The sequence below is a fragment of the Paracoccus sp. MBLB3053 genome, assembly GCF_031822435.1.
In the GTDB taxonomy this organism is placed as follows: Bacteria; Pseudomonadota; Alphaproteobacteria; order Rhodobacterales; family Rhodobacteraceae; genus Paracoccus; species Paracoccus aurantius.
In genome coordinates this window covers 2,553,556-2,578,330 of the sequence record NZ_JAVQLW010000001.1, presented here as the reverse complement: position 1 = coordinate 2,578,330, position 24,775 = coordinate 2,553,556, and the positions used below count along the sequence as shown (strand labels likewise).

Annotated in this window: 25 protein-coding genes; 8 read left to right on the top strand and 17 right to left on the bottom strand. The window is 62.6% G+C overall.

Annotation, left to right across the window (positions count from 1 at the left end):
* Positions 1–22 precede the first annotated feature (22 nt).
* Both RGQ15_RS12875 and RGQ15_RS12870 read right to left on the bottom strand, forming a co-directional pair.
* Positions 23–490 (bottom strand): Lrp/AsnC family transcriptional regulator, encoded by a 468-nt coding sequence (locus RGQ15_RS12875; protein ID WP_311160675.1) that lies wholly within the window; start codon positions 488–490, stop codon positions 23–25.
* Positions 487–942: an Lrp/AsnC family transcriptional regulator gene (locus RGQ15_RS12870; protein WP_311160674.1), complete on the bottom strand. Its 456-nt coding sequence runs from the start codon at positions 940–942 to the stop codon at positions 487–489. Before RGQ15_RS12870 ends, RGQ15_RS12875 begins: the two co-directional genes overlap by 4 nt.
* 127 nt (positions 943–1,069) lie before the next feature.
* Here RGQ15_RS12870 and ilvC point away from each other — a divergent pair, with 127 nt between their 5' ends.
* Positions 1,070–2,092, top strand: a complete 1,023-nt coding sequence (ilvC, locus tag RGQ15_RS12865) for a ketol-acid reductoisomerase (RefSeq protein WP_311160673.1) — start codon at positions 1,070–1,072, stop codon at positions 2,090–2,092.
* 61 nt (positions 2,093–2,153) lie between these two features.
* Here the strand turns inward: ilvC and RGQ15_RS12860 are convergent, their stop codons facing one another.
* The 9 genes from RGQ15_RS12860 to RGQ15_RS12820 form a co-directional block, all read right to left on the bottom strand.
* Positions 2,154–3,113 (bottom strand): cation transporter, encoded by a 960-nt coding sequence (locus RGQ15_RS12860; protein WP_311160672.1) that lies wholly within the window; start codon positions 3,111–3,113, stop codon positions 2,154–2,156.
* 569 nt (positions 3,114–3,682) lie between these two features.
* Positions 3,683–4,015 carry a YnfA family protein gene (locus tag RGQ15_RS12855; RefSeq protein WP_311160670.1) on the bottom strand — a complete coding sequence of 111 codons (333 nt, stop codon included), beginning with the start codon at positions 4,013–4,015 and terminating at the stop codon, positions 3,683–3,685.
* Between the two features lies 1 nt (position 4,016).
* Positions 4,017–5,987 carry a DNA topoisomerase IV subunit B gene (gene parE, locus RGQ15_RS12850; RefSeq protein WP_311160669.1) on the bottom strand — a complete coding sequence of 657 codons (1,971 nt, stop codon included), beginning with the start codon at positions 5,985–5,987 and terminating at the stop codon, positions 4,017–4,019.
* Positions 5,988–6,263: 276 nt separating this feature from the next.
* Positions 6,264–6,923: a glutathione S-transferase family protein gene (locus RGQ15_RS12845; RefSeq protein ID WP_311160668.1), complete on the bottom strand. Its 660-nt coding sequence runs from the start codon at positions 6,921–6,923 to the stop codon at positions 6,264–6,266.
* A 33-nt stretch (positions 6,924–6,956) separates the two neighbouring features.
* Positions 6,957–8,129 carry a dipeptidase gene (locus tag RGQ15_RS12840; RefSeq protein WP_311160666.1) on the bottom strand — a complete coding sequence of 391 codons (1,173 nt, stop codon included), beginning with the start codon at positions 8,127–8,129 and terminating at the stop codon, positions 6,957–6,959.
* A gap of 49 nt (positions 8,130–8,178) precedes the next feature.
* Positions 8,179–8,664 (bottom strand): GNAT family N-acetyltransferase, encoded by a 486-nt coding sequence (locus tag RGQ15_RS12835; RefSeq protein ID WP_311160664.1) that lies wholly within the window; start codon positions 8,662–8,664, stop codon positions 8,179–8,181.
* Positions 8,661–10,526 carry a M3 family oligoendopeptidase gene (locus tag RGQ15_RS12830; protein ID WP_311160662.1) on the bottom strand — a complete coding sequence of 622 codons (1,866 nt, stop codon included), beginning with the start codon at positions 10,524–10,526 and terminating at the stop codon, positions 8,661–8,663. Before RGQ15_RS12830 ends, RGQ15_RS12835 begins: the two co-directional genes overlap by 4 nt.
* Positions 10,527–10,625: 99 nt before the next feature.
* Entirely contained in the window at positions 10,626–11,573 is a 948-nt protein-coding gene (locus tag RGQ15_RS12825) for an alpha/beta fold hydrolase (RefSeq protein ID WP_311160661.1), read from the bottom strand.
* Positions 11,574–11,589: 16 nt separating this feature from the next.
* The gene (locus RGQ15_RS12820; protein ID WP_311160660.1) at positions 11,590–11,874 is read right to left on the bottom strand and encodes an SCP2 sterol-binding domain-containing protein; all 285 of its coding nucleotides are present in this window, start codon (positions 11,872–11,874) and stop codon (positions 11,590–11,592) included.
* 104 nt (positions 11,875–11,978) lie between these two features.
* On the opposite strand from RGQ15_RS12820, the gene RGQ15_RS12815 reads away from it, so the two are divergent.
* From RGQ15_RS12815 to RGQ15_RS12795, 5 genes are all read left to right on the top strand, one after another.
* Positions 11,979–12,647: a tetratricopeptide repeat protein gene (locus RGQ15_RS12815; protein ID WP_311160659.1), complete on the top strand. Its 669-nt coding sequence runs from the start codon at positions 11,979–11,981 to the stop codon at positions 12,645–12,647.
* Between the two features lies 1 nt (position 12,648).
* Positions 12,649–15,558 (top strand): helicase-related protein, encoded by a 2,910-nt coding sequence (locus RGQ15_RS12810; protein ID WP_311160658.1) that lies wholly within the window; start codon positions 12,649–12,651, stop codon positions 15,556–15,558.
* Positions 15,555–15,830, top strand: coding sequence for an RNA-binding S4 domain-containing protein (locus RGQ15_RS12805; RefSeq protein ID WP_311160657.1), 276 nt, complete (start codon positions 15,555–15,557; stop codon positions 15,828–15,830). Before RGQ15_RS12810 ends, RGQ15_RS12805 begins: the two co-directional genes overlap by 4 nt.
* A gap of 168 nt (positions 15,831–15,998) precedes the next feature.
* Entirely contained in the window at positions 15,999–16,337 is a 339-nt protein-coding gene (gene fdxA, locus RGQ15_RS12800) for a ferredoxin FdxA (protein WP_311160656.1), read from the top strand.
* Positions 16,338–16,719: 382 nt separating this feature from the next.
* A complete protein-coding gene (locus RGQ15_RS12795; protein WP_311160655.1) occupies positions 16,720–17,229 on the top strand; it encodes a CarD family transcriptional regulator in 510 nt (169 codons plus the stop codon).
* Between the two features lie 129 nt (positions 17,230–17,358).
* Here RGQ15_RS12795 and RGQ15_RS12790 read toward each other — a convergent pair whose 3' ends face one another.
* Complete coding sequence (locus RGQ15_RS12790; RefSeq protein ID WP_311160654.1) at positions 17,359–17,682, bottom strand: TIGR02300 family protein; 324 nt, start codon at positions 17,680–17,682, stop codon at positions 17,359–17,361.
* Between the two features lie 139 nt (positions 17,683–17,821).
* On the opposite strand from RGQ15_RS12790, the gene RGQ15_RS12785 reads away from it, so the two are divergent.
* Positions 17,822–18,517: a M48 family metallopeptidase gene (locus tag RGQ15_RS12785; RefSeq protein ID WP_311160653.1), complete on the top strand. Its 696-nt coding sequence runs from the start codon at positions 17,822–17,824 to the stop codon at positions 18,515–18,517.
* Positions 18,518–18,556: 39 nt separating this feature from the next.
* Positions 18,557–19,207: a GntR family transcriptional regulator gene (locus RGQ15_RS12780; protein ID WP_311160652.1), complete on the top strand. Its 651-nt coding sequence runs from the start codon at positions 18,557–18,559 to the stop codon at positions 19,205–19,207.
* 35 nt (positions 19,208–19,242) lie between these two features.
* On the opposite strand, the gene RGQ15_RS12775 is transcribed toward RGQ15_RS12780, so the two are convergent.
* The 5 genes from RGQ15_RS12775 to scpA all read right to left on the bottom strand — a co-directional run bounded on the left by RGQ15_RS12775 (position 19,243) and on the right by scpA (position 24,753).
* Positions 19,243–20,559, bottom strand: coding sequence for a homoserine dehydrogenase (locus RGQ15_RS12775; protein ID WP_311160651.1), 1,317 nt, complete (start codon positions 20,557–20,559; stop codon positions 19,243–19,245).
* Between the two features lie 64 nt (positions 20,560–20,623).
* A complete protein-coding gene (locus RGQ15_RS12770; protein ID WP_311160650.1) occupies positions 20,624–21,157 on the bottom strand; it encodes a hypothetical protein in 534 nt (177 codons plus the stop codon).
* On the bottom strand, positions 21,145–21,969 hold the full coding sequence (locus RGQ15_RS12765; protein ID WP_311160649.1) for a glycosyl transferase: 825 nt from the start codon (positions 21,967–21,969) through the stop codon (positions 21,145–21,147). Before RGQ15_RS12765 ends, RGQ15_RS12770 begins: the two co-directional genes overlap by 13 nt.
* A gap of 58 nt (positions 21,970–22,027) precedes the next feature.
* Positions 22,028–22,516, bottom strand: coding sequence for a GNAT family N-acetyltransferase (locus RGQ15_RS12760; RefSeq protein ID WP_311160648.1), 489 nt, complete (start codon positions 22,514–22,516; stop codon positions 22,028–22,030).
* A gap of 92 nt (positions 22,517–22,608) precedes the next feature.
* Positions 22,609–24,753, bottom strand: a complete 2,145-nt coding sequence (gene scpA / locus RGQ15_RS12755; RefSeq protein ID WP_311160647.1) for a methylmalonyl-CoA mutase — start codon at positions 24,751–24,753, stop codon at positions 22,609–22,611.
* Positions 24,754–24,775: the final 22 nt, after the last annotated feature.

Sequence of the window (24,775 nt, the reverse complement as noted above, 5' to 3'; positions counted from 1 at the left end):
TGCAAGCCAACAAGGGTGTGACCTAAATTGGACCGGGGCGCCGCTCTTCCGAGAGCATGACGTTTGCCTCGACCTGGCCGACGCCGGGCAGGGTCATGATACGACGGCGCAGGATTCTTTCGAAATCCGCGATGTCGCGCGCCCGCACGCGCAGACGATAGTCGAACTGGCCCAGAACGTGCTGGACTGTCTGAACCTCTGGGATGGCCGTCACGGCGCGCTCGAAATCCTCCAGGCTGACGCGGCCTTTTGCCGCCAGTCGAATGCCCAGGAAAACCGTGACGCCAAAGCCAAGCGCCGCTTCGTCGATCACGATCCGCCGCCCTGCGATCACCCCGGCATCGGTCAGCCGCTTGATGCGTCTCCAGGTTGCGGGCTGGGCCATCCCGAGCGCCCGCCCGACCTCGGCCGCGCTGCGCGTCGCATCTTCGGCGAGCAGCCGCAAGATCGCGAGATCCGTCGCATCAGGCACGAAGCCCGCCGCGCTCATAGCGGAAGCTCCTGCACGTCCTTGATGGTGGAAACCAGCATCAAGGCATCCGAATCCGCGACATGGGGCAGGGTGAGGATGCTTTCGCGATAGACCTGCTGCCAATGCGCCATGTCCCGCGCGATGACCGAGAGGCGGAAATCTACCGAACCCAGGAATGACTGGATTTCTGTTACTTCGGGCACCTTGCGCGCGGCCGCCATGAAGTCGTCGAAGGCGCGGGGCTCGGCCTTGTCCAGAGTGAAGCGGAGGCTCACCTGCACCTCGTAACCAAGCTTGCGCCAGTCGATGCGGGATTCGACGGCGCGAATGACGCCAGTTTCGCGCAACCGCTCAAGGCGGCGCCACAGGCTGGCCGATGTCACGCCAGCGCGTTCCGCCAGTTCGGAATTCGCGATCTGCGGATCTGCCAAAAGCTGGCGAAGTATGCGTCGATCGGTTGCGTCAGGCATGATTTTCTCACCAATTGACCAACAATGGCATGATTATCGTGAAAAACAAAGAAATTTCGCGAAGAATGCACTGAACTGTCCGTGCGCGGATGCTAGAAACCCTGCATCGGAATGAGGAGAGACGCTGATGCGCGTTTATTACGATCGCGATTGCGATGTGAACCTGATCAAGGACAAGAAGGTCGCCATGCTGGGCTATGGCTCGCAAGGCCATGCCCATGCGCTGAACCTGCGCGATTCGGGTGCGAAGAATGTCGTCGTCGCCCTGCGCGAAGGCTCGGCTTCCGCCGCGAAGGCCGAAGCGGAAGGCCTGAAGGTGATGGGCATCGCCGAGGCAGCCGCCTGGGCCGACCTGATCATGTTCACCATGCCCGACGAGCTTCAGGCGGAAACCTACAAGAAATACGTCCATGACAACATTCGCGAAGGTGCGGCAATTGCCTTCGCCCATGGTCTGAACGTGCATTTCGGCCTGATCGAGCCGAAGCCCGGCGTCGATGTCATCATGATGGCCCCGAAAGGTCCGGGGCACACGGTGCGCGGCGAATACACCAAGGGCGGCGGCGTGCCCTGCCTGTTCGCGGTTCACCATGACGCGACCGGCAAGGCGCAGGATATCGCGCTGTCCTATTGCTCGGCGATCGGCGGCGGCCGCTCGGGCATCATCGAGACCAACTTCCGCCAGGAATGCGAAACCGACCTGTTCGGCGAGCAAGCGGTTCTGTGCGGTGGCCTGGTCGAACTGATCCGCATGGGCTTCGAGACGCTGGTCGAGGCCGGCTACGAGCCGGAAATGGCCTATTTCGAGTGCCTGCACGAAGTGAAGCTGATCGTGGACCTGATCTACGAAGGCGGCATCGCGAACATGAACTACTCGATCTCGAACACTGCCGAATACGGCGAATATGTCTCGGGTCCGCGCATCCTGCCCTACGAGGAAACCAAGGCCCGCATGAAGGCCGTGCTGACCGACATCCAGACCGGCAAGTTCGTGCGCGACTTCATGCAGGAAAACGCCGTCGGCCAGCCCTTCTTCAAGGCGACCCGTCGCATCAATGACGAGCACGAGATCGAGAAGGTCGGCGAGAAGCTGCGCGCCATGATGCCCTGGATCTCGAAAGGCAAGATGGTCGACAAGGCCCGCAACTGATCCCTTTGCTCCGGAAAGCCCCGCCCATCGCGGGGCTTTCTTCTTTGTCCCGGAACGTCGCCTAGAACGGGCTCAGCGCGTCGGGCCAGCGTCTTGGATGTTCGGTCACGATCAGCAGCACATCCGCCCCGCCCATCGACTTGCGGGCATCGACGATCATGCGCAGGTTCAGATCGTCGATTTCTGCCGCCGTCACCGGCCTGCCAGGATCGTAATAGACTGTCACCAGGAAGCTGCGGCCCAGCTTGGTGACCGACATGTCCTGAAGCGTCCCGCCATCCTCGGCGATTGCCGTCCTCAGGCTCCGCCGCGCCAGGGCAAGATGGCGCGGGCTTGCACTGGCCCCGGCCAATTCGCCCAGCCCGCCACGGAATTCGCGCAGATATGAGCCGATCGCAAGCAGGCACAACATCAGGACGATCACCGAATCCCCGACCGGCGCGACCGGCGCCAGCGGGCCTTCCCGCAGCAGATATATGGCGCCCAGGCCCAGACCGGCGGCGGCGGTGATCAGGCCGTCGAACAGCGCGGCCTTTGCTTCGAGCCGCAGGATCGCGCTGTTCTTGCCCGTTCGGCGCCAGGTGACATGGTGAAATGCCCAAAGGGTGATGCAGGTCAGGCCGATCACGGCGAAATACACGAACATGGGCGCGAAATTCAGCGGCTCGGGCATCATGCCGCCGAGATAGTTGTAGATATTCTTGATCGCATTGGTGATGGCGAAAAGGACGAGGCCAAGAAGCGAAAGCGCGCGGAAGGTCGAAAAGATCGCCTCATCCGCGGCATAGCCAAAGGGGCGCAGCTTGTCCGGGCCAGCCTCGACACGGGGGCTGATGTGACGCCCGAGCAGGGCCGAGCCGAAGCCGATCAGCGAAAACAGCCCGTCCATCATGATGGCGTTGGAATTCGACATGATCCCCGCAACCAATCCCGCCGCAGCCATGAAGAGGTTCCCCCAGATCGCAACCCCGAGAGAGCGGCTTTCAAGGCGCTTCCTGCTGTCGGCGTCCGGCTTTGTCATCTGGCGCATTCCCGAGGTGATGGGCGTGAAACTGTCGACACAGCAAAGCAGCGGCAGTACCGCAGGGCAAGGCGGCGCCGGTCTGGGGGATCAAGGAATATTTCGCATCCGATCTCCGACCACTCCTCAGGCAAGGGCCTTCCCGGGGGCGATAGGGCGGCGGCGTCCTTCGTGCCTCGGATCTGGCCGGGAAAGGCTTCGAGCACGACCCTTGGCCCGGTGCCGCCGCCATGGTGCGGCGGCCCTGACGGGCTGGAGCCGCGTCCATGCCGGAGAGGATACGCCCAAAGAGGTCTGGACGGGCCGCTGATTGGTTTCACCTTTGGGGCCGCGAGTTTTGGGATCGGGTTCGAAGGTGCGCGGTTTGAGGTGGGGATGCGGTTTTGACAGTTTTCCCGCCGTTGGGCCATAGTCTAGTCTTTTACTGCGCGCCAAGGTGGCCGACATAGGCTTGGCCTATATCCGGTCGTCTCATAAAGACCTGCAAGGCGTTCTTGGTATCAATGTTTATGAAATGGTGGGCGAGAAGGGCGGATATTTTGTTGTGGTGCTCAGTTAAGGCATGCGGGCTACCCCCGCGCCCCCACCAAAACCACCGCCGCGCCCAGCACGCATAACCCTCCGCCCAGCAGATCCCAGCGGGTCGGGACTTGGCCCTCGGTTAGCCAGAGCCAGACGAGCGAGGCCAGGACATAGATGCCGCCATAGGCCGCATAAGCGCGGCCAGCGAAATCGGTGTCGATGCGGGTGAGGAGCCAGGCGAAAAGCGCCAATGACAGCATTCCGGGCAGCAGCCACAGGGGCGAGCGGTCCAGCCGCAGCCACGCCCAGAAGGCGAAGCAGCCGGCGATTTCGGCAAGCGCCGCCAGCACATAGATGGCGAGCGGCGCGAGCAGGGTCATCTCAGACGTCGAGGTTTTCGGTATCGGCGAATTGCGCGTTTTCCTGGATGAACTGGAAGCGCAGCTCGGGCTTCTTGCCCATCAGTCGCTCGACAAGATCGCCGGTCTCGCCGCCCTCGTCCTCGTCGATCGAAACCCGGATCAGCTTGCGCGTCTTCGGGTTCATCGTCGTGTCTTTCAGGTCCTTGGCGTCCATCTCGCCCAGGCCCTTGAAGCGCTGCACGTCGATCTTGCCCTTGCCGCCAAGGCCCTTGGCCAGCATCGCCTCTTTCTCGGCATCATCGGCGACATAGACGCGATGCGCGCCTTGGGTCAGGCGGTAGAGGGGCGGGCAGGCGAGATAAAGGTGCCCCTTGTCGATCATCGGGCGCATCTGGGTGAAGAAGAAGGTCATCAGAAGCGAGGCGATGTGGGCTCCGTCCACGTCGGCATCGGTCATGATGATGACCTTGTCGTAGCGCAGGTCCTCGACATTGAACTTCGAGCCCATACTGACGCCGAGGGCTTGGCACAGGTCGCTGATTTCCTGGTTGGACCCCAGCTTTGAAGACGCCGCGCCCAGCACGTTCAGGATCTTGCCGCGCAGGGGCAGCAGGGCTTGGGTCTGGCGTTCGCGGGCCATTTTCGCGCTGCCGCCTGCCGAGTCGCCCTCGACGATGAACAGCTCGGTCCCCTCGCGGTTGGTGGCCGAGCAATCGACCAGCTTGCCGGGCAGGCGCAGCTTTTTCGTGGCGGTCTTGCGGGCGGTTTCCTTTTCCTGCTTGCGGCGCAGGCGTTCCTCGGCGCGCAGGATCAGGAAATCGAGGATCGCGCCCGCCGATTTCGTATCCGCCGCCAGCCAGTTGTCGAAATGGTCGCGCACCGCGCCCTCGACGAGGCGGGTCGCCTCGGTCGTGGCAAGGCGGTCTTTGGTCTGGCCGACGAATTCCGGCTCGCGAATGAAACACGAGACCAGCGCGCAGCCGCCGGTCAGCAGGTCCTCGCGGGTGATGTTGGCGGCCTTCTTGTTGTTGATCAGCTCGCCATAGCCGCGGATGCCCTTGAGAATCGCGGACCAGAAACCGGCCTCATGCGTGCCGCCCTCGGGGGTGGGGACGGTGTTACAGTAAGACTGGATGAAGCCGTCGCGGGCCGGGGTCCAGTTGATCGCCCAATCGACCTTGCCGGGGACGTTGAACTTTTCCTTGAAATCGACGCTGCCTGCAAAGGGGCGGTCGGCATAGGTCGAGGACTTGCCCAAGGTCTCGGTCAGGTAATCGGCAAGGCCGCCAGGGAAGTGGAAGGTGGCCTCAACGGGCGTCTCGCCGTCATCGATCTCGGATTTCCAGCGGATCTCGACGCCCGAGAAGAGATAGGCCTTGGACTTCACCATCTTCAGAAGCCGCGCGGGCTTGAAGCGGTGATGGCCGAAGATCTGCTCGTCGGCATGGAAGGTCACGGTGGTGCCGCGGCGGTTCGGGGCGGCGCCGACCTTTTCGACCGGGCCCTGCGGGATTCCGCGCGAGAAGCTTTGCTGGAACAGTTCCTTGTTGCGCGCAACTTGCACGACCATGCTGTCGGAAAGCGCGTTCACCACCGAGGCGCCGACGCCGTGCAGGCCGCCCGAGGTCTGGTAGGCGTCGCCCGAGAACTTGCCGCCCGCGTGAAGGGTGCAAAGGATGACCTCGAGGGCGGACTTGCCGGGGAATTTCGGATGCGGGTCGATCGGGATGCCACGGCCATTGTCGCGGACGATGACCGAATAATCAGCGCAAAGCTCGACCTCGATCCGCGAGGCGTGGCCGGCCACGGCCTCGTCCATCGAGTTGTCGAGGATCTCGGCGACGAGATGGTGCAGCGCGCGCTCATCGGTCCCGCCGATATACATGCCGGGGCGCTTGCGGACGGGCTCGAGCCCTTCGAGCACTTCGATGGAGGCAGCCGAATAGCTCTCGGTTGCCTTGTCCGAGACCGGAAAGAGATCGTCTGCCATCGCACCTGCTCGTCTTGTTCTTCTGAAGCGGGTTTATCTCACGCCCCGGGGTTGCGGGGCAAGGGGAAGCGTCAGCTGAAATCGTGACCGCAAGCGATGGTATGCCCTAGACTTCATCAGATCCGCATATGCAGACAATTCATGCAAATATTGACATGCGTCAAACCGGCCCGACCCCTGTTGCGGCAAGCTGATCCGGTGATGAGTTTGCGGCAATTACCGCGTTCATGAGTGGATCGTGACGGGCTGGTTGCGCCTGTCCGTCACGATTTTCAGTCATTCCGGCTCGGCCAGACGCTCCCGCCACATCTGCATGAACGCGGGACGGCTCTGGCAGTCCTTTAGCCAGGCCGTGACCGCCGGAAAGCGATCCAGAAGCTCGTGGTGGCTTTGCGCGTAGCGCAGGATTTCGGCCACATTGATGTCGGCGACTGTGAAACGGCCGGCGACCAGATATCCGTTCCGGGAAAGGTGATCCTCGAGAACCGCAAGCGGTCGGATCAGCCTTTCGGCGGCATTTGCGACCGAGGCCTGATCGGCGCCCGATTGTGCCTGACCCGGCCGGTGCAGGAAGAGAATGGTCAGCGCATCCTGTTCGACCGAAGCCGCGGCGTAGAAGCTCCATTGCAGCATCAGCGCATCTTCGGTTTCGTTGGCGGGGCCGAAGGGCTGGCCGTGTTTTCTCGCCAGATGAAGGGTGCAGGCCAGCGATTCCGAAAGCACCAGATCGCCGTCGCGGATCACGGGGATCGCTCCTGCGGGCGAGAGTTTCAGGAAGCTCTCGGATCGCGTGTTCTGTGGTGCATCCGCCGCGTCCGGATCGGAAAGGCGATAGGCCTGGATCACGGGAACCTGGCGGAAGGGCAAACCTAGCTCATGGCAAAGCCAGATGATGCGCGAGGCGCGGGATCGGGTTACCCCGTAGATGGTCAGCATGCGGTTCTCCGGTTTTGCGCGAGAATGATGCGGCTAGAGGTTCTCGGCAAGATAGCGCATCATGTTGCCGCCCATCACCTTCGCGATCTGCCCGTCAGACAACCCGGCATCCATGAGCGCCTGCGTCAGCACGGAAAGATGGGCCGCATCGAACGGCGCGTTCACCGAGCCGTCATAATCCGAGCCAAGCGAAACCTGATCGTCTCCGACCAGGGCCATGGCGGCCTTGATCGCCTTGGCAATGTCGGCGGGGCTATCGCCGCAAACGACATCCGACCAATAGCCGATCCCGATCAACCCGCCCTTGGCGGCGATCGCCCTGACCAGATCATCGGAGATGTTGCGCGGGCTGGGGCATTGGCCGTGGATGCCGGTATGCGAAATGATCGGCCGGGTTCCGGGTATGGCCAGCACGTCCCGAACCATCTGCGGGCTTGCATGGGCAAGGTCGATGATCATGTCGCGGTCCAGCATTTCGCGGACCACCTCGCGACCGAATTCGCTCAGGCCGGAACCTTCGCCGCCCTCGCCGTGCAGGCTTCCGCCAAGTTCGTTGTCGAAGAAATGGGTAAGCCCGATCAGCCGGAAGCCCGCGCCGTATAGAACCCGCAGATTGTCAAGACGACCTTCGAGGGGGTGCGCGCCTTCCGAGCCAAGGATGATGCCAACCGTCTTTGCCCCGTTGCGCCGCGCTTCAAGCAGGGTCTGAAGATCCTGGGCCGAGCGGATGATCAACAAGCTTTCCGGCTCTTCTTCGGCTGCGCGGTTCAGGGCAGCAGCCTGGGCAAGAGCGCGTTCCTTCAGGCTGAACCAGCTCGGGATAGGGCGCAACTGGCCGATGAAGAGCGGCGTGATATTGTCGGGAGCCTCGGCCGAGTTCTGAGCGTAATTCTGTCCGCGCGGGCTTTTTGTGACCGTGGTGAACACCTGGACGGCGACATTGCCCTCTGCGAGGCGGGGAATGTCGGTGTGACCGCGATCGACGCGACCAAGGATATTACGATCCCATAGCAGCGTATCGGCATGCCAATCACCGATGACAAGGCTGTCGTGAAGTGCCTGCGCCTGGGGGGAAACCGGCCAGCCCTGCGCGGGGCCGGTGACCGGGTTCAGGCTGCGCTCGACATAGGCGGGACCCCAGATGGCAATTGCCGCAACCGCCAGGATCACAAGACCCAGCAGGCCCAAAAAAATGCGCCTGACCATGGCGTTCCTCCTTTGCCGTCCGGGCGCAAGCATAGGCGAAGGGCTCGGCCTAGGCGACAGCCGTTTTAGATAGGTTCATCCGCAAGATGTGCTGCGGACCGATGCGGCCGCCGTGGAAAAGCCCGCCCTCATCCTGGAAACCGCCCGAAAGATAGACGGACCGGGCGGCAAGGTTGATGATGTTGACCGTCAGCACGCAATTCGAGGCATCGGGATAGAGACGCTGCAGATAGGGGCGCAAGGCAAGGATAGCGGCCTTGCCGGTGCCCTGGCCTTGTTCGTTCCTGTCGATCATCATCCCGCGAAGCCCGATTTCATGGGATAGCGCAAAGTCGAAGCGTGTCGCGAACTCGCGGTCGATCTTGAAGAAACCGACCGCATGGCCGTCCCGGATCACGACGTGAAAGTCGCAACCCGGTTCGTCCATCTCGAAATGGCCGGGTACAGTGCCGCAGAATGGCTGCTGTTCCGGCGTGACCTCGATGTGTGCCACCCGGTCGAATTCATGCCGACCGAGCGGCTCGAGCGCGATCATTCCTCCATCGCCTCCAGTTCGTCGATGAGGCCTTCGATCATCGACAGGCCCTTGTCCCAGAAGGCCGGGTCGGAAGCGTCAAGCCCGAAGGGCGCAAGCAGTTCCTTGTGGTGCTGCGACCCCCCCGCCGAAAGCATGGCGAAGTATTTTTCCTGGAAGTCGGGCAGGCCCTCTTCGTAGGCCGCATAAAGCGCGTTCACGAGCCCGTCGCCGAATGCATAGGCATAGACATAGAAGGGCGAGTGGACGAAATGCGGCACATAGGTCCAGAACGTCTCATATCCCGGCATGAACTCGAAGGCGTCGCCAAGGCTTTCGCCCTGCACTGACATCCAGAGCGCGTTGATGTCCTCGGGCGTCAGTTCGCCCTGGGCACGCGCGGCATGCAGCTTGCATTCGAAGTCATAGAACGCGATCTGGCGGACGACCGTGTTGATCATGTCCTCGACCTTGCCCGCCAGCAACGCCTTGCGCTGGGCCGGTTCGGTCGTCTTGGCGAGCAGCGCGCGGAAAGTCAGCATCTCGCCAAAGACCGAAGCCGTCTCGGCCAGCGTCAGAGGCGTCGAGGCCAGCAATTCGCCCTGACCAGCGGCAAGGCGCTGGTGGACGCCGTGGCCAAGTTCATGGGCAAGCGTCATCACGTCGCGCGGCTTGCCGAGATAGTTCAGCAGCACATAGGGGTGCACGGTCGTCACGGTCGGATGCGCGAAGGCGCCCGGCGCCTTGCCCGGCTTCACGCCTGCATCGATCCAGCCCTTGTCGAAGAAGGGCTCGGCCAGTTCGGCGAGCTTCGGCGAAAAGCCGGCATAGGCGTCGATCACGGTCGCGCGCGCTTCGGGCCAGTCGATCAGGCGCGGGCTTTCGGTCGGCAGGGGCGCGTTCCGATCCCAGACCTGCAGCTTGTCGAGACCCAGCCATTTCGCCTTCAGCCGGTAGTAGCGATGCGAGAGACGTGGATAGGCAGCGGTCACGGCATTGCGCAGCGCCTCGACCACCTCGGGTTCGACATGGTTCGAAAGGTGCCGCGCGGTCTGCGGCGTCGGCATCTTGCGCCACTTGTCCTCGATCGCCTTTTCCTTGGCGAGTGTGTTGTGGATGCGAGCGAACAGCTTGATGTTCTTTCCAAAGACCTCGGCCAGCGCCATTGCGCCGGCCTCGCGCCTGGCGCGGTCATGGTCGGTCAGAAGGTTCAGGGTGGCTTCGATGCCCAGTTCCTCGCCGTCGACGTTGAAGGTCAGGCCGGCAGTGGTTTCGTCGAAGAGGCGGTTCCAGGCCGCGGCGCCGACGACCGAATTGTCGTGCAGGAACCGTTCGAGCTCGTCCGAAAGCTGATAGGGGCGCATCGCGCGCATCCGGTCGAAGACCGGCTTGTAGCGCGCGGGGCCACCATCCTCGGCGAAGACCTCTTCGTAGCGGGCGTCGGGGATGCGGTTGAATTCGAGGCTGAAAAAGACGAGCTTCGTCGTATGCTCGGTGATCTGGTCCTGCAGATCGCCCATCTGCTTGGCGCGTACGCCATCCATCGTGTTCTGATAGTAGCGGAGACCCGCATAGGACATGATCCGCCCGGCGAGAATGTCGATATTCTGGTAGCGTTCGATGCATTCGAGCATCTTCGCTCCGTCGAGTGAGGCCAGGCGCCCTTCATAGTCCCGCGAGAACTGGCAGCATTCCTTGCGCAGCGTGGCGATGTCGTCGGTCAACTCGGCCGATTCGGGCGCCGGGTAGAGATCGGTCAGGTCCCATTCCGGAAGCGCGCCCAGATCTGCGGTCTCTGCCGCGACGGGAAGGGCGTTTTCATCCCGGGGAACAATGCGACCCGCAAGAGGGGAGGGGAAGCGAATCGTGGCAAGCTTCGTCATGGTCTGTCCTTTCGATTGCCCCAAGATTTGGCTGTTCGGGGCGCGGGCTGCAACCCTGCCAAGCGACTTGGCGGCATGTGAAAGGACAGGAGTACGGGCTCAGACGGCTTCCCGTGGCGCCAGGAAATGGGCGATGACTGCTTCAACCAGCGGCTCGCGGATGCTTTCACGCTCCATCAGCGGCTCGTGGCGCGCGCCGGGCAGGAGCATGAGCTTTGCCTGTGGCCAGCTATCGAGCCGCGAGCGGATCGCATCCGGTGACACGATCCGCTCTTCGCTGCCAAGCGCGACCAGCGTCGGCTGCGCAGGTGCGGAAAGCGCGCCAAGCCTACGGCATTCGGCCAGGGCTTCCCGCAGCCAGTGGTTGCTAACGCCGCCGATCCCGATTTCCGGCCAGCTTGCAAGCTCGGCGATCAATCGTCCCCAGCGCGCCCCATCCGTGGTTAGAAGGTTCCCGCGGAAAGGTTGGTTCAGGACAAAGGGCTCATAGCCGCCAGACCCCCATGCGGGATAATGGCCCAGTCCGAGCCGCTCGGCCGCCCCCGTGATCAGGTGGGCGAGAAGTCGAACCGGACGCGAAAGATCGAGCCCCCACATCGGAGCCGAAAAGACGGCGCTCTGGACAGGAAGACCGGCATCAAGCGCGGCAAGGCCGATTGCGCCCCCCATCGAATGGGCCAGAAGATGCCACGGACGAGGCAGATCAAGCTCATCCGCCGTCACGACAAGTTCCACGACATCACGCCGGTAATCTGCAAATCCGGCGACATGACCCGGCCGGGGATCGGACAGCAGACGATCGGAAAGTCCCTGACCGCGCCAGTCGAGCGATAGGACATCAAGCCCGGCGGCGTTCAGATCAAGGGCGAGAGAGTTGTATTTTTCGAGATATTCAGTGCGGCCGGGAAACAGCAGGACGGTGCCTGTTGACCGGTCCCCGGCCCAATGTGCCGCCCGCAACCTTACCCCGTCCTCGGCCCGCATCCAGAAGGCATCTGCCTTGGGTGGGGGATCTTGCAAGAGGGTATTGAATGGTGCGGGCGTCATTTTCATCGCCCTTGGATCAACCCAGAAGGGCGCCCAGTTTCATGGCGGTGCCCATAGAGCCGTCAACCTTCAGCTTGCCGGTCATGAATGCGGTGGTGGGGTTCACCTCTCCGTTCATCATGCCTTCGAAGGTCTCGCGGCTGGCGGTCAGGGTCACATCGGCCTCGTCATCGGCAGCGCGGGCGCCTTCGGCATCGATATAGACCGAGCCTTCGCCTTCGATCACGAACTTGGCCGTGCCGTCAAAGCCCTTGGCTTTGGGGTCCAGGGCGGCAACGGCTGCCTCGACCACTTTGCTCATTTCGTATTCTCCCCTGACTGTGTCTGGAAATGGGTAGGGCGGAAAGTTACATAGAGCTTATGCGTTGGCTAGGGCCCCTTTGCTATATTGCCGTTGCGGCAGGGATGATCCTGACGCCCGTCATGGTGAGTCCTGCGCTTGCGCAAGCGGAATTGCCCTTCACGGCCCCGGATCAGGGCGAGGTGCCCCCACCGGGAGGCGAGCTGCCCGAAAGTGATTCGCCTCACTCGCAGGACGAACCGGAACTCGAACCGGCCGAGCCCTCGGTGCCCAGTGCGGATGCCTTGCGTCGCGAACGTGAAGATCTGGACATGCTCTTTGCCGAACTCGCCCAACCGGACGGTCAGACTTGGGAACGCGCCGAAAGCGATATCCTCAGGATCTGGTCGCGTTCGGGATCTGCGAGCATGGACCTGCTTTACAAAAGGGGCGAAGCTGCGCTCGACGCGGGAGAGATCGACACCGCGATCGGCCACCTGACCGCCCTTACCGATCACGCGCCCGATTTCGCCGCCGGATGGCATCTGCGTGCAGTGTCCTTCTATCTCGCCGGGAAATTCGGACCGGCCATCGACGATCTTGCACATGTTCTGGCCGTCGAGCCTCGTCATTTCGCCGCGCTGACCCAATTGGGCCTGATGTTCGAGGAATTGGGGGATGACGAGCGCGCTCTGGCAGCGTATCGGGCAAGCCTCAAGATCCATCCGCACCAACAAGATGCTGCCGACGCGGTGGAGCGTCTCGAAGACAAGACAAAGGGCACGGACGCCTGACATGCACGACAGATCACGCGTTACGGCCGTTCTCGGCCCGACCAATACTGGCAAGACACATTACGCGATCGAGCGGATGCTGGCACATCGCACCGGGGTCATCGGGCTGCCGTTGCGATTGCTCGCGCGCGAGGTCTATGACCGCATCGTGAAGGCGCGCGGCCCCTCGGTCGTCGCTCTTGTCACGGGGGAAGAGAGGATCGTCCCCGATCGCGTCCAGTACTGGGTCGCCACGACCGAGGCCATGCCTGAGGTCGGTGCCGATTTCGTCGCCCTGGACGAGATCCAGCTCTGTGCCGATCCCGAACGCGGGCATGTCTTCACCGACAGGCTGATGAACATGCGCGGGTTGCATGAAACCCTGCTGTTGGGCAGCGACACGATGCGTCCGGCGATTGCCGCGCTGGTGCCCGGGGTGCAGTTCATGCGACGTGAGCGGTTTTCGGCGTTGAGCTGGGCGGGATCGAAGAAGATCAGCCGAATGCCGGCGCGTTCCGCCATCGTTTGCTTTTCTGTCGATGAGGTTTATGCCACGGCCGAGCTTATACGGCGACAGAAGGGCGGATGTGCCGTTGTCATGGGGGCGCTTTCGCCCCGGACGCGGAATGCCCAGGTCGCCATGTACCAGCAGGGCGAGGTGGATTACCTCGTCGCCACCGACGCCATCGGAATGGGGCTGAACCTCGACATCCGCCATGTCGCCTTCTCGGCAACCGAGAAATTCGATGGCCGCCGCTATCGCCACCTCTTCCCGCATGAACTGGGGCAGATCGCCGGGCGCGCTGGGCGGCATACCGAGCCGGGCACCTTTGGGATCACCGGAGATGCGGGCCATCTTGACGAGGGATTGATCGACGCGATCGAGAACCACCGGTTCCAGCCGATCCAGCGCCTGATGTGGCGCAACCCCGTGCTGGAATACGGCACGATCGACAGGCTGATCCAGAGCCTCGAGACAGCACCGCAATCCGAATGGCTTGTCAGGGGACGCGAAGCAGACGACCTGCGCGCGCTGAAAGCCCTGAGTTCGATGCCCGAGATTCGCGATCGCCTGTCCCATCCCAAGGACGTGCGGATGCTATGGGATGTTTGCCGAATTCCCGACTTCCGTGGGATATCTCCGGCCGAGCATTCGACCTTGCTCGCTCGGATCTTCGGGTTCCTCCAGGCGGGAAGCGTGCCCAGCGACTGGCTGGAAGGCCAGATCAAGCGGATCGACAAGGTGCAAGGTGACATCGATACCCTGTCGAAACGCTTGGCATTCATCCGCACCTGGACCTATGTCGCGCAGCGTAGTGGCTGGGTTTCGGACGAAAGCCATTGGCGCGCCGAGACGCGCGCTGTAGAAGATCGCTTGTCGGATGCGCTGCATGCCGCACTGACTCAAAGATTCGTGGACCGGCGCACGTCCGTACTATTGCGCCGGCTCAAGCAGAAGGAGAGCCTTTTGGCCGAGGTGAACGATAAGGGCGAAGTGACGGTAGAAGGCGAATTCGCCGGCCGTCTTGAAGGATTCCGCTTCCGCGCCGATCCCAACGCAACCGGGGACGAGGCGCGCATGCTGTCGCGTGCTGCCTATGAGGCACTGCGCCCCGAATTCCATCTTCGGGCCGACAGGTTCTACAACGCTCCGGATACCGAGCTGGACTTTACCGAACAGGGCGGCCTCATGTGGGGCAACTCCGCCGTCGGGAAGCTGGTCAAGGGCTCGGAGTCGTTGAAGCCTGCCGTCGAAGCGTTCGTCGACGAGGAAGCTGGTCCCGAGATTGCTGAGAAGGTCAAGCGCCGGCTGCAGCATTTCATTGATCGCAAGGTCGCGACCGCGTTCGAGCCGCTGATTGCGCTGAAGAACGATGAGACACTGACGGGCCTTGCCCGCGGCTTCGCCTTCCGCCTGGTCGAGGCGCTGGGCGTCGTGCCGCGCGATGGCGTGGCGACCGAGGTCAAGGAACTCGACCAGGATTCGCGGGGCCTGCTGCGCAAGCATGGCGTGCGCTTCGGGCAGTACACGATCTTCCAGCCCGCGCTGTTGAAACCCGCACCGACGCGCCTGCGCCTGGTGCTCTGGGGCCTGGAACAGGGCATGGGTGAATTCCCCGAAAGCCCGCCACCAGGACTGGTGACGATCCCGAACCTCCCGGATGTTCCCAAGGGTTATTACACCCTCTCGGGCTATCATCCGGCGGGCGATCGCGCGATCCGCATCGACATGCTCGAGAGATTGGCCGATATGCTTCGCAGCCAGGACAGCCGGGCAGGCTTTGAAGCAAATGCCGACATGCTTTCGATCACCGGCATGACGCTTGAGCAGTTTTCGGGCCTGATGCAGGGTCTTGGCTATCACGCCGAGAAGGGGGAGCGCGCAAAGGCCCGGGCCGAAGCGGCCCCGGTCGTTGCCGAACCTGCCCCGGAAGCCGTCGATCACGAGCGTCCGCTGACCGAAGAGGAAAGCGTTCTGGCCGCCGAGACCCGCGCCAAGTGGGAAGCCGAGCAGGCCGCCCGCAAGGCCGCGGATGTCGAGGCCGGAGAAGCCACTGCCGAGGAAGGCGCTGACGCCGCCGCCGAGATGGAAGTCTTCTACACCTTCACCTGGGCACCGCGTCCGCGGGGCAACCGTCGTCCCGACCGTGGTGGAGAACGCCAGGGCCGTCCGCAGGGTGAACGGGGACAGCGCCGTGAGCGCGATGCCTCGGGCGATGCCGGTGCCGGCCAGGGCAAGCCGCGTTTCGACGGCAAGGGCCGTGGCGATCGCCAGGAACGCGGCCCCAAGGGCAAGCCGCGTCACGATGGCAAGGGCAAGTCTCGCCATGATGGGCCCAAGAGCTTCGAAGCGCGCCCGCCAAAGGCCGAGAAGAAGATCGATCCCGACAGCCCCTTCGCGATCCTTGCGGCGCTCAAGAACAAGTCGTGAGTGAACTCAAGGATGCAGCCACCCTTCGCCTTGATCGGTGGCTGCATCACGCCCGTCTGTTCAAGACCCGGACGCTGGCCGCCGAGGCGGTCGGCAGAGGCGGGGTGCGTCTGAATGGGAAACCCTGCTCGAAACCCGCCCAGATCGTCCGTCACGGTGATACCATCACCGTTGCGGCCCATGGCCGGGTGCGGAGCCTCAAGGTGCTGATGCTGGGCGAACGCCGTGGCCCCGCCAGCGAGGCGGCAACGCTATACGAGGAAATCGAGTAGCGATCGTCGAGCGTACCGGGATCGTTTCCCGTGGTTGGGCATGATCCCTGAACCAATGTTCCGTTCTGTGACGGCTCGGGAAGATGCACGTCTTTTCGGCTCTCCCGGCCTTGAATGATCTCGTCTTCGGGCGTAACTAGCCGCCAAGAAACAGGATAGCTTGCCGCCATGACCTACGTCGTCACCGATAACTGCATCATGTGCAAATACACCGACTGCGTTGAGGTGTGCCCCGTGGACTGTTTCTACGAGGGTGAGAATACGCTTGTCATTCATCCCGACGAATGCATCGATTGCGGCGTCTGCGAACCCGAATGCCCTGCAGACGCGATCCGGCCCGACACCGAGCCGGACATGGAGAAATGGGTCGAGTTCAACCGGAAATATTCCGAGCTCTGGCCCGTGATCACCCGCAAGAAAGATCCGATGCCCGGTTATGCCGAGATGGACGGCCAATCGGGCAAGCTTGACAAGTACTTCTCGGAAGCGCCGGGCGAGGGCGATTGATTTCGGCCTGCGAGCAGGCTGCCACGCCGAGGCGAAATCAAACCGACCGTGCGTCACGACGCCCATGATTCGGGCATCGCAATTTGATGCGCCGCATAAGGTCATTCGGATAAAGCTTTGTGGGATAAGGGAAACCCTTACCTCCATCATTGTGAACACAGTGCCTCAGCCGTGCTTTGATCTGAGGCGATTTTTGTGATATAAACCTGACATAAATCGCCGTTTGGGCTTCGTTAGGGGCCTGAACGGCGATGCTGCCTTGCCCAGACCGACTGCCCGGTCCGGTATGCACAAACATTAATGGTGGCCCAAAGGCCGGGGCTTTTTGCCTGGCCTGTGGGTCTTTTGCGCCAAAGACTGGCGCTGCTGTGAAGGAAGCTCAATGTCGAAAGCCAAGAAGACCGAATTCCGCCCCGATGATTTCGTGGTGTATCCGACCCATGGCGTGGGTCGTATCGTTTCGATCGAAGAGCAAGAGGTCGCGGGCCTGCGCCTCGAGATGTTCGTCATTTCGTTCGACAAGGACAAGATGACCCTGCGTGTCCCGACGGCGCGCGCCTCCGAAATCGGCATGCGTGGACTGTCGAGCCCCGACCTGGTCGAGCGGGCTCTGGACACGCTGAAGGGCAAGGCTCGCGTCAAGCGCACCATGTGGTCGCGCCGCGCCCAGGAATACGAACAGAAGATCAATTCGGGAGATCTGATGTCGATTGCCGAGGTGGTCCGCGATCTGCACCGTCAGGACGATCAGCGCGAGCAATCCTATTCCGAGCGTCAGCTTTATGAGGCTGCCCTTGACCGTCTGACCCGCGAAGTCGCCGCCGTCGGCGGCATGGACGAGGCGGGCGCGCAGAAGAAGGTCGATGCCGTCTTGCTGACCCGCGCGGCCTGAGCCACCGAGCCGATCCGATTGAGATGGGGCGTCCTGCGGGGCGCCCTTTTTCTTTGCGCGGAGGACGAGAAAAAGCCCCGGCTGGAAGACTCCAACCGGGGCAATTCATTCGCCGATCAACGGAAGAAATTACTCTTCGTCGTTGTCCGCCACGTCGGCGATGTCGTCCAGCGAAACATCACCGTCATCGTCGTCATCGTCCAGCAGATCGTCGTCGAGATCGCCGGTATCGGCGTCGTCATCGAGATCCTCGTCATCCACCAGGTCATTCTGGTTGCTGCGTTGGGCGGCGCTCTTTTCCGAGATCAGCGAACGCGAGCGACCATTGGTCAGGCTTTCCAGAGTGATGACATTGCCGCAGGCCGGGCAGGTCATCGGGTCGTTGTTCAGATCGTAAAAGCGGGTCGCACAGTGGGGGCACAGGCGCTTCGTGCCCCATTCCTCTTTGGGCATGGTATTCTCTTTCCGCCGCAGTTAGATAAATCCGCTGTCCCCTGCCACAGGTGGCGCAGGCTGTCAAAGCCTTTTCCCTTGCGCGCAGGCATCGGTCTAGGCGCTATAGGTAACGAAGCGCAGCTGCGGGTTCAAGTGCATGCCGTCGGGTGATGAACAGATCTTGGTCGGGGGAGACATCCCCGTTGTGTTGCGCCGATCGGCGCGCGCAAGGCGGATGACCCTTCGCGTGACCCGGGCCGAGGGGCAGGTCGTTCTCACGCTGCCGATGCTTGCGAGCCTGACCGAAGGTCGGGCCTTTGCCGAGTCGCGCGCCGAGTGGTTGCGCCGTGTCCGCGCCGGGATGCCCCCTGCGGCGATCGTTGCAGCGGGGGCCCGAATTCCCATCGAAGGAGAATTGTTCGAGATCGAGCCCGCCTCGACCAGGACAGTCCGGATCGAGGGTGACAGGCTGCTGGTTCCGAGGGGCCGGCCGGTGGGCACTGTCGTGGCTAGCTTTCTGAAGCATCTGGCCCATGGCCGGCTGATCGCGTCATGTGATCGCCATGCCGAAGGGCTGGGAAGGAAGTTTCGCGCGATCAGTCTCAGGGATACCCGCTCTCGCTGGGGAAGCTGCACGGCGGATGGCAGGCTGATGTTTTCCTGGCGACTGGCAATGGCCCCACATGAGGTGCTTGACTATGTCGCCGCGCACGAGATCGCGCATCTGGCCTATATGGACCATTCCGCCGCCTTCTGGGCGACGACCGAACGGCTTTACCCCGGCTATCGCGAGCAGCGGAACTGGTTGAAACAGAATGGCCATGAATTGCTTGCATGGCGTTTCACGGAATGACGGATTGACGTTCCCCGTGTTTGTGATCACAGATGTGGCATGAGTATCTCGCCCTCCAGAACCTCCGAAACTTCCGCCCATGAACGGCTTTACCGCAGCCTCCGTGGCAGGATCATGCTGGGGGAATTGCCGCCGGGACTGCCGCTGACCCTGCGCGGCATCGCGGCCGAGCATCGCGTGTCGATCACCCCGGCGCGAGAGGCCGTCCGGCGGCTTGTGGCGGAGGGTGCGCTGACCCTGTCGTCATCGGGGCGCATCACCACGCCCGAGCTATCGGTTGATCGTATCGAGGAACTCGCCGCCCTGCGTGCCCTGATCGAGCCGGAACTGGCGACGCGTGCCTTGCCGCGCGCGCATCAGGCGCTGATCGATCGTCTTGCGCTCATCAATTCGGCGATCGGCGAGGCGGCCGAGGCGCATGATGCGGTGGGCTATATCCGCACCAACCTGGAATTTCATCGCACGCTCTACCTGCGTGCCCAGGCGCCAGCGATGCTGGCGATCCTGGAAACCGTCTGGCTGCAATTGGGGCCGACGATGCGCGCGCTTTATGGCCGCGTAAAGCGGCAGGAGCCGCCGCGCCACCACCGCATGATCCTGGCCTCGCTCAGGGCGGGGGATGAGCCTGGCTTGCGTCTCGCGGTAAGGGCGGACGTCACTCATGGCCTGCGGCATCTGTCCCAAGGCTGAAATCGCCCGCCGGTGGGGCGGGCGTTTCAATTGGCTCAGACTTCCTCGATGCGAAGCTCGACCGGCTCACCGTCGACGACGCCAGTGCGGGGCAGGGCCTCGATCGCAAGGTCGATCGCCTCGGGCGTGGTCTTGTGGGTCACGATCAGCACCGGGGCAATGCCTTCGAGGTCATGCTTGCCATATTGGCGCATCCGGTCGATCGAGATCCCGACATCCCCAAGCACGGTCGCAATCTTGGCCAGCGCGCCCGGCTTGTCTGCCAATTGCAGGCGGATGTAATAGGCGGCCGGAACCGCGGTGCGCGCGGGGATCGGCTTGGTCAGGGTCGCCGCGGGCTGGGCGAATGCCGGCATCCTGACGCCCCGGGCAATTTCGACGATATCGGACATGACGGCGCTGGCGGTCGGGCCCTCTCCGGCACCAGCACCGCGAAGAACGATCTGGCCGACCGAGTCGCCTTCGATCACGACCATGTTCGTTCCGCCCTGGAGTTGCCCCAGCGGGCTTTCGGCGGGCACGAGGCACGGCGACATGCGCTGTTCCAGACCGCGACCGGTCATCTGGGCCACCCCCAGCAGCTTGATGCGATAACCCATGTCGGCCGCGCGCCGGATGTCATCGATGCTCACGCGCTCGATGCCCTCGATCTCGACGGCATCGAAGGCCGGTCGGGTACCGAAGGCAATCGAGGAGAGAATGGCAAGCTTGTGGCTCGCATCGATCCCGCCCACATCCAGCGTCGGGTCGGCTTCCAGATAGCCAAGCTGCCTTGCTTCCTCGAACACCGTCTCATAGGGCAGACCCGCATTCTCCATCCGGGTCAGGATGTAGTTGCAGGTGCCGTTCATCACGCCCATGACGCGGCGGATCTCGTTCCCGGCAAGCGATTCCGTCATCGACTTGATGACGGGGATGCCCCCGGCAACGGCTGCCTCGAAGCGCAGAACACAGCCGTTTTCCTCGGCCAGTTCGGCCAGCTCCTGACCGTGGATCGCCAAAAGCGCCTTGTTTGCGGTGACGACATCCTTGCCGGCTTTCAGCGCGGCGGTAACGGCTTCGCGCGCAACGCCCTCATCGCCGCCGATCAATTCGACAAAGACGTCGATGTCGTCGCGGACAGCAAGGGCGCGGGCGTCGGTTTCCCACGCATAGCCCGAAATGTCGATATCGCGGTTGCGCTTCGGATCGCGGGCGCTGACGGCGGTGATGGCAACGGGGCGTCCGGCGCGGACGGCGAGCATTTCGGCGTGCTTCTGGATGATCTTGACGGTGCCGGTGCCGACCGTCCCCAGACCTGCGATGCCGAGACGAAGCGGAGAGGCATTTTGCCCCGATTTCTGGGCGGACATGTGAAGCTCTTATCTATGGGTGAGGCGGTGTTAGCGGATGGCGCGCAGGGTTGCAACGCGGGGCTTATGTCTCGTCGTCGCCTGCCCAGTAACCTTGCTCTCCGGTTGCCCGCATCACACGCATGACCAAAGCGCCGATCTTGACCGTCTTGTCGCGGATCTGGTCCAGATCTCCGATCGCCATGTCCTTGTCGAAGATTTCGCCCTTGTTGCTGACGAATGCGGGGTGCCAGCGATCAGGATCGGCAGTCGGTCGCCACGAGGCATGACAGAGCAAATTCCGGTATTGTCGGATCTCGTTCAGAAGATCCGTGATCCGGTCTCGATCTCGAAGGCCGGGATGGCGGCGCATGGCGGCATCCAGCTGTTCGATCAGCGTACCCATCGAATCGTCGGCCAGATTGCCCATCCGAGACAGCCAGCCGTGCAGTTCGCGCTGGGTGAGGTCATCGGCCAGCCGGGCCTTGTCCAGCGCATAGATCGTGCGCTTGATGATCTCTTCGAGCCAGCCGAAGTTCGCGACGCATTGGCCGAGCACGCCGGCAAAATCCGCAGGCAGCGTGTAATGCGTTTCAGGCGCGGCGCCTATTCGCGCCATAGCTCACCGACCCAACCCACCGGACGGAGATAGTGACGAAGGTGCTTCGAAAAACCTTCGCGCCGCCTGCCGTCAAAGGCCGCCCGCAGATGATCCAGGGGTTCGCGATGGGTGTCCTTGTGATCCCAGCGGCCCTCGATCGCATCCGGGGGATTGAGATTGCCTGGAAAGATGACGATCCGGGAATCTTTTGGGATTCTGGCCTCGCGGAAATAATTCAACGGGAAATTCGGCACGCAATGCATGCGGAAATGCGCGAGCCACCTCTTGGGCCAGAACTTGACGCCTCCCGGCGCATTGCGGGTGACGAAGCGCTGTTCGTATTTGTACTTGTCGGCCGCTGCCTGAGGATCCGCGCGGAAAATATCCTGCAGCGGCTTCAGCTTGCCGACCCGCATCCGGTAGACCGAGGTCTGACCGAGCTTTTCCAGGGGCGTATTGGGATTTAGACCCAGCACCGTGTCATCGGGGTCGCCGAAGCTGAAGAAATCGTCGAGGCTGCCGGTGATGATCACGTCGAGATCCAGAAACAGCACCACTCCGGTCACGTCGCCCAGATCGCCCCAGAGCCTCGATTTCGGCCATTTGCCGCGGGTATTCACCGGCGCCTGATAGTCGAATTCGGGCAGGGGACGTATGGCGATGTCGGGGTGCAGGCCGGTGCCGTCATCGGTGAAACAGAACAGCCGAAATGGCGGCGTGATGTTGCGCGCGATCATGCCGTGCAGGCGGTTCACATATTCGGGGCCGAATTTCGCGCCCCATTTGATGCAGATGATCTGCTTGACCGTGCCGTTGCGACCGTCGTTCATGCCGTCCTCGTCTTTTCGGGCGACTCTTTCACAGCGCCCGAAATGTGGCAAGGCAGGGTCACAGGATCTTCTGCAACAAGACAAGATCGAGCCAGCGCCCGAACTTGCGACCGGATTGGGGCAATCTGCCGACCGGTTCATAGCCAAGCGCCAGGTGGAAGGCGATGCCGGCGTCATTCTCGCCCGATACGCCGGCAACCATCGTATGGCCTCCGCCTGCGCGTGCGTGATCTTCGATCGCCGCCATCAATGCCCGTCCCAGCCCCTTGCCGCGTGCGCCGGTCGCAAGGATGATCGTGTGCTCCATGGCATGCACATACCCATTTCCGCCGCGGAACTGGTCATAGGTCGCAAGCCCCAGGATTTCGTCTTCGAGTTCTGCCACGAAGAACTCCCGCCCTGCGGCCCGGCGCGTGGCGATCATCTGGCCTAGCCCTTCCAGCGTCTTTTCCTCGGAGGAAAACGTGATCGTCGTGTCGCGGATCAACGGATTCCAGAATGCGAGGATCTTGGGCAGATCCTCGGGTGTCGCGGGTCTTATCGTCATGGCTGCCTCAGGGTGGGTCCGGCACCCCTATCGGGCGACGGCCGCAGCAAACAGTCAATTGCGCGCCGGGACAAGGTCCGTCGCGCAGATGGTCAGGCCGCGCGCGAGGCGCGGATCAGATCAAGGATATCGCGTGCGGCCGACGGGATATTCGTGCCCGGCCCGAAGATCGCCTTGACCCCCGCCTTCTTCAGGAATTCGTAATCCTGCTGCGGGATCACGCCGCCGCAGATCACGATGATCTCCTCGGCGCCCTGATCCTTCAACGCCGCGATCAGCTTTGGGGCGAGCGTCTTGTGACCGGCTGCCTGGGACGAGATCCCGACGACATGCACGTCATTGTCGACGGCGTCCTGCGCGGCCTCTTCCGGGGTCTGGAACAACGGTCCTACATCGACGTCGAAGCCGATATCGGCAAAGGCCGTGGCGATCACCTTGGCGCCTCGATCATGGCCGTCCTGGCCCATCTTGACGACCAACATGCGCGGTCGGCGGCCTTCGTCCTCGGCGAATTTCTCGACGTCGCGCTGGATCTGCGCGAAGTCATCATCGCCTTCATAGGCCGCGCCATAGACCCCGGCCAGAGTCTTCACCTCGGCCCGATGGCGGCCGAATTCCTTCTCCATCGCCATGCTGATCTCTCCGACAGAGGCCCGGGCGCGAGCGGCCTCGACCGCCGCCTCGAGCAGGTTTCCACCTTCCTGTGCCCGACGCGAAAGCTCGGCCAGCGCCGCCTTGCACTTGTCTTCGTCGCGGGTGGCTCGGATGCTGTTCAGACGGCTGATCTGTGCCTCGCGCACCTTGACGTTATCGATGTCGAGAATGTCGATCGGCGCTTCCTGCGACAGCCGGTACTTGTTCACGCCGACGATCACGTCTTCGCCCCGGTCGATCAGAGCCTGACGTCGAGCCGCGGTTTCCTCGATCCGTAGCTTGGGCATACCTGATGCGACGGCCTTCGTCATGCCGCCCATCTCCTCGACCTCTTCGATCAGCGCCCAGGCCTTTTCCGCCAGCTCGGCGGTCAGGCTTTCGACGTAATAGCTGCCCGCGAGCGGGTCGACGACATGGGTGATGCCGGTTTCCTCTTGCAGGATCAGCTGGGTATTGCGCGCAATGCGGGCGCTGAACTCGGTCGGCAGGGCAATCGCCTCGTCCAAGGCGTTGGTATGCAACGATTGCGTGCCGCCAAGCGCTGCGGCCATGGCTTCATAGGCGGTGCGGATGACGTTGTTGTATGGGTCCTGTTCCTGCAAGGAGACGCCCGAGGTCTGGCAATGCGTGCGCAGCATCAGGCTGCCCGGCTTCTTGGGGGCGAATTCCTTCATGATCCGCGTCCAGAGCAGGCGCGCAGCGCGCAGCTTCGCCGCCTCCATGAAGAAGTTCATGCCGATGGCGAAGAAGAACGAAAGCCGCCCGGCGAATTGGTCCACATCCATCCCGGCCCTGAGCGCGGCGCGGACGTATTCGCGCCCGTCAGCCAGGGTATAGGCCAGCTCCTGCACGAGGTTCGCCCCGGCCTCCTGCATGTGATAGCCCGAGATCGAGATCGAGTTGAACTTGGGCATCTCGTTCGAGGTGTATTCGATGATGTCGGCGATGATCCGCATCGAGGGTTCGGGCGGATAGATATAGGTGTTCCGGACCATGAATTCTTTCAGGATGTCGTTCTGGATCGTGCCGGACAGCACGGCGCGGGAATGGCCCTGTTCCTCGCCGGTGACGATGAAATTCGCAAGGATCGGGATCACCGCCCCGTTCATGGTCATCGACACTGATATCTTGTCCAGCGGGATGCCATCGAACAAGATCTTCATGTCCTCGACTGAATCGATGGCAACGCCGGCCTTGCCCACGTCGCCTTCGACGCGGGGATGGTCGCTGTCATAGCCGCGATGGGTCGCAAGATCGAAGGCGACCGAGACGCCCTGCTGCCCGGCAGCCAGCGCCTTGCGATAGAAGGCGTTCGATTCCTCGGCCGTGGAAAAGCCCGCATATTGGCGAATCGTCCATGGTCTGCCGGCATACATCGTCGCACGGGGGCCTCGCGTGAAGGGCTCGATTCCTGGCAGGCTGCCCAGATGCGGCAGGTTCTGGACGTCCTGCTGGGTATAAAGCGGCTTAACCTCGATTCCCTCCAGCGTATGCCAGTTCAGGCTGTCTGGTTCGGCGCCTTTGAGCTCCTTTGAGGCGAGTTTTCTCCAGTCATCGAGGCCGGGCTTGACGGTTTCACTCATCTTGCATCCTTTCGCATGGCCC

What these genes read in the sequence shown, in the direction of transcription:
- RGQ15_RS12765 (WP_311160649.1), bottom strand. Translation starts at nt 21,969, where the DNA reads ATGAACGACGGTCGCAACGGCACGGTCAAGCAGATCATCTGCATCAAA.
- fdxA (WP_311160656.1), top strand. Translation starts at nt 15,999, where the DNA reads ATGACCTACGTCGTCACCGATAACTGCATCATGTGCAAATACACCGAC.
- RGQ15_RS12770 (WP_311160650.1), bottom strand. Translation starts at nt 21,157, where the DNA reads ATGGCGCGAATAGGCGCCGCGCCTGAAACGCATTACACGCTGCCTGCG.
- RGQ15_RS12855 (WP_311160670.1), bottom strand. Translation starts at nt 4,015, where the DNA reads ATGACCCTGCTCGCGCCGCTCGCCATCTATGTGCTGGCGGCGCTTGCC.
- RGQ15_RS12785 (WP_311160653.1), top strand. Translation starts at nt 17,822, where the DNA reads ATGCCGTCGGGTGATGAACAGATCTTGGTCGGGGGAGACATCCCCGTT.
- RGQ15_RS12835 (WP_311160664.1), bottom strand. Translation starts at nt 8,664, where the DNA reads ATGATCGCGCTCGAGCCGCTCGGTCGGCATGAATTCGACCGGGTGGCA.
- RGQ15_RS12815 (WP_311160659.1), top strand. Translation starts at nt 11,979, where the DNA reads ATGATCCTGACGCCCGTCATGGTGAGTCCTGCGCTTGCGCAAGCGGAA.
- RGQ15_RS12775 (WP_311160651.1), bottom strand. Translation starts at nt 20,559, where the DNA reads ATGTCCGCCCAGAAATCGGGGCAAAATGCCTCTCCGCTTCGTCTCGGC.
- ilvC (WP_311160673.1), top strand. Translation starts at nt 1,070, where the DNA reads ATGCGCGTTTATTACGATCGCGATTGCGATGTGAACCTGATCAAGGAC.
- RGQ15_RS12875 (WP_311160675.1), bottom strand. Translation starts at nt 490, where the DNA reads ATGAGCGCGGCGGGCTTCGTGCCTGATGCGACGGATCTCGCGATCTTG.
- RGQ15_RS12795 (WP_311160655.1), top strand. Translation starts at nt 16,720, where the DNA reads ATGTCGAAAGCCAAGAAGACCGAATTCCGCCCCGATGATTTCGTGGTG.
- RGQ15_RS12830 (WP_311160662.1), bottom strand. Translation starts at nt 10,526, where the DNA reads ATGACGAAGCTTGCCACGATTCGCTTCCCCTCCCCTCTTGCGGGTCGC.
- RGQ15_RS12825 (WP_311160661.1), bottom strand. Translation starts at nt 11,573, where the DNA reads ATGACGCCCGCACCATTCAATACCCTCTTGCAAGATCCCCCACCCAAG.
- RGQ15_RS12810 (WP_311160658.1), top strand. Translation starts at nt 12,649, where the DNA reads ATGCACGACAGATCACGCGTTACGGCCGTTCTCGGCCCGACCAATACT.
- scpA (WP_311160647.1), bottom strand. Translation starts at nt 24,753, where the DNA reads ATGAGTGAAACCGTCAAGCCCGGCCTCGATGACTGGAGAAAACTCGCC.
- RGQ15_RS12780 (WP_311160652.1), top strand. Translation starts at nt 18,557, where the DNA reads ATGAGTATCTCGCCCTCCAGAACCTCCGAAACTTCCGCCCATGAACGG.
- RGQ15_RS12840 (WP_311160666.1), bottom strand. Translation starts at nt 8,129, where the DNA reads ATGGTCAGGCGCATTTTTTTGGGCCTGCTGGGTCTTGTGATCCTGGCG.
- RGQ15_RS12760 (WP_311160648.1), bottom strand. Translation starts at nt 22,516, where the DNA reads ATGACGATAAGACCCGCGACACCCGAGGATCTGCCCAAGATCCTCGCA.
- RGQ15_RS12820 (WP_311160660.1), bottom strand. Translation starts at nt 11,874, where the DNA reads ATGAGCAAAGTGGTCGAGGCAGCCGTTGCCGCCCTGGACCCCAAAGCC.
- RGQ15_RS12790 (WP_311160654.1), bottom strand. Translation starts at nt 17,682, where the DNA reads ATGCCCAAAGAGGAATGGGGCACGAAGCGCCTGTGCCCCCACTGTGCG.
- parE (WP_311160669.1), bottom strand. Translation starts at nt 5,987, where the DNA reads ATGGCAGACGATCTCTTTCCGGTCTCGGACAAGGCAACCGAGAGCTAT.
- RGQ15_RS12870 (WP_311160674.1), bottom strand. Translation starts at nt 942, where the DNA reads ATGCCTGACGCAACCGATCGACGCATACTTCGCCAGCTTTTGGCAGAT.
- RGQ15_RS12860 (WP_311160672.1), bottom strand. Translation starts at nt 3,113, where the DNA reads ATGACAAAGCCGGACGCCGACAGCAGGAAGCGCCTTGAAAGCCGCTCT.
- RGQ15_RS12845 (WP_311160668.1), bottom strand. Translation starts at nt 6,923, where the DNA reads ATGCTGACCATCTACGGGGTAACCCGATCCCGCGCCTCGCGCATCATC.